Raw genomic sequence first — 2,958 nt, forward strand, 5'->3', positions numbered from 1 at the left:
GCCTCGTGCAATTGATCAGGCGTCGACTTTAACGGCGATGCATCACTTGCATGAATAGGCTAAGAACGGGAGCGCGATGAACGGCGAACGTCCGCTCAAGAGAAGTGTGAAAGACCGTTGTGGGTCGGCGGACTAAACCGCTCGCGCGGTAAGGGGCTCCGGCCCACGGTAGTGGTGTGGGAGAGGAAACCGACTCTGTTTTCATGTTGATGGGCGAGGCAATCCGCCTCGTCACTCAACGGGAGCAGAGTCATGACTCAGACCCTTCAGGCTATCAGTCCGCTGCGCCAGCGCATGATCGACGACATGCGGATGCGCCAGCTCGCACCGAAGACGCAAGCCAACTATTTGCGCATCGTGCGCGAGTTCACCCGGTTTCTCGGGCGCGCGCCCGATACCGCCTCCGTCGAAGATCTGCGAGGCTACCAGTTGCACCTGGTCGATCACGGTACGTCGCCCATTTCGCTCAACGCCGCCATCACCGGGCTCAAGTTCTTCTTCGAGATCACGCTCCACGAGCCGGACCTGATGGCGAGGATGCAGCCGGTACGCGTGCCCCGCACCTTACCGGTTGTGCTCAGCCCGGCTGAAGTAGGCCGCCCGATCGCGGTGACCGGCAACCTCAAGCACCAGACTGCGCTGTCAGTCGCTTATGGTGCCGGTCTGCGTGCCAGTGAAGTGGTGGCGCTGAAGGTCGGCGACGTCGACAGCCAGCGCATGACGCTGCGCATCGAGCAGGGCAAGGGCCGCAAGGATCGGTATGCGATGCTCTCACCGGTGCTGCTGGAGCGCCTGCGTGTCTGGTGGCGGGTAGCCCGTGCACAGGGCAAGATGCTCGATGGCGGATGGTTGTTTCCGGGTCTTGATCCGGTCGATGCGCTCAGCACGCGGCAGCTCAACCGCGCCATCCATGCCGCCGCCGAGGCCGCTCACATCGACAAGCGTGTGTCGATGCACACACTACGTCACAGCTTCGCCACCCACCTGCTCGAACAGAAGGTCGACATCCGCGTGATCCAGGTTCTGCTCGGGCACAAGAAGCTTGAGACCACCGCGCTTTATGCACAGGTCGCCACCGATTTGCTGCGTGAGGTGATCAGTCCGCTGGAGAATCTGCACAACACATAGCACGCGGAGCACTTCCGTGCCCGAAGTCGCGGACGTCTTCCGCGCGCATGGGCCAGCGTGGCGACAGACCATACAACTGAGCCTGGGACAGTTGAAGGTGATGTCGGCGATTGAACAGTGCCGCAGCGCGGCACTGGGTGGACACGTGTTGCGCTGTTCTGGCTGCGAACAGATCGAAGTCGCCTACAACTCCTGCCGTAACCGCCATTGCCCCAAGTGCCAGGCGAGCGCCGCACGACGATGGCTTGAGGCGCGTCAGGCCGATCTGCTACCGGTGGAGTACTACCACGTCGTCTTTACGCTACCCGCCCCGATTAGCGCAATCGCCAGGTACAACAAGGCGGTGCTCTATGGCCTGTTGTTCGATGTCGCTGCCGAAACCCTGCGTACCATCGCTGCCGATCCAAAGCATCTGGGCGCGCAGATCGGTGCAACGATGGTGCTGCATACGTGGGGCTCGGCGCTGACGCACCATCCGCATGTGCATGGCATCGTGCCCGGCGGGGGCCTGTCACCGGACGGTGAACGGTGGGTCGCATGCCGGCCCGGCTTCTTCCTGCCGGTACGCGTGCTCTCACGGCTGTTCCGGCGCCGCTTCCTGGAAGAACTCGCCCACGCCTATCGCCGGGGACAGTTGCGGTTCTTCGGTGAGTACGAAGGGCTTGCCGACCCTGCAGTCTTCGCGCAGTGGCTCGCGCCGCTACGCGTGTGTGAATGGGTGGTGTATGCCAAGCGCCCGTTTGCGGGACCGGCGGCGGTACTCGCGTATCTGTCGCGCTATACGCATCGCGTGGCCATCTCCAACCAGCGGCTCATCGCGCTTGACGAACGCGGTGTCACCTTCCGCTGGAAGGACTATCGCGCCAGCGGTCGCACACGCCACAAGACAATGACGCTTGAGTCGCAGGAGTTCATGCGGCGCTTCCTGTTGCAGGTTCTACCCGGTGGCTTCCACCGCATCCGCCACTATGGATTGCTGGCCAATCCGGTGCGGCGGCACAACCTCGCGAGGATACGAGCGTTGCTGCACGCGGCGCCCATCACGGGCGCAAGCGATGAACCGACGCCGGCACCCGGGGCCCCCACCTTCATCTGCCGGCACTGCGGCGCACCGATGATCATCATCGATATTCTGCCGCGCAGCCATCCGATTCGCGCACCGCCAACGTCCCGAGGCGACGCATGAAGACAGATGACCCAGGATGGTCAATCCGACTGTCGGCTCTTCGGCAACGAGCGCCAACAGCAGACGTTTGCGCGCATCGCGCCAGGCAGACCGTGCCGCGCTCGCGCCATCGCTACAGACACGGCACATGGCAGCGTCGAGACCACGTCTGCGCCCATCCAAACCCCGCTTCACCTCAGTATTGCGTGACACGGCGGATCGTGGGATCACTTCAATCCCCATAGGCGCTCAAGGCTTACGCCGCGTCGGTCCACTCCGCGGTTTCCTCCCTCGAGCGTTGTCCAACGCCTGCCCGCACGCGTCGTCGTGCACTCACGCCCAGTGGACAAGGGCAGGCATCGAACAACCCTTAACAAAGAACAACCCTTAACAAAAGTGAGCATTCGATTAAATTGATAGCGGACAGTCGCGTCACCGGCTTCTGAGCCTAGGAGCAATTCGTGTTGACCGTGTTGGGTAACACACTCTGTGCGCAGCGCATCAACTTATGCAGTGAAAAAGTAGTGCGCCATCTGCCAACCCAAGGAGAGAACCGCCACGCAGGCCACGATGGCAAAAGCAATCCGGTTCTGCCGAGCGGTCTTTGTTTGCTGGGCTTTCAAGCTCGCAACAGTAGATTCCAGTACCTTTTGTTTTGATTCTAC

Annotated in this window: 2 protein-coding genes; both read left to right on the top strand. The window is 61.9% G+C overall.

Translation table 11 applies throughout. From position 1 onward, the window contains the following. Window positions 1-252: 252 nt before the first annotated feature. Window positions 253-1,128: a site-specific integrase gene (locus M0954_RS18795; RefSeq protein WP_297354845.1), complete on the top strand. Its 876-nt coding sequence runs from the start codon at window positions 253-255 to the stop codon at window positions 1,126-1,128. Window positions 1,129-1,144: 16 nt separating this feature from the next. Further along, complete coding sequence (locus M0954_RS18800; RefSeq protein ID WP_297354847.1) at window positions 1,145-2,314, top strand: IS91 family transposase; 1,170 nt, start codon at window positions 1,145-1,147, stop codon at window positions 2,312-2,314. The last annotated feature ends 644 nt before the right edge of the window (window positions 2,315-2,958 follow it).

Source organism: Paraburkholderia sp., assembly GCF_026225065.1.
GTDB lineage: Bacteria > Pseudomonadota > Gammaproteobacteria > Burkholderiales > Burkholderiaceae > Paraburkholderia.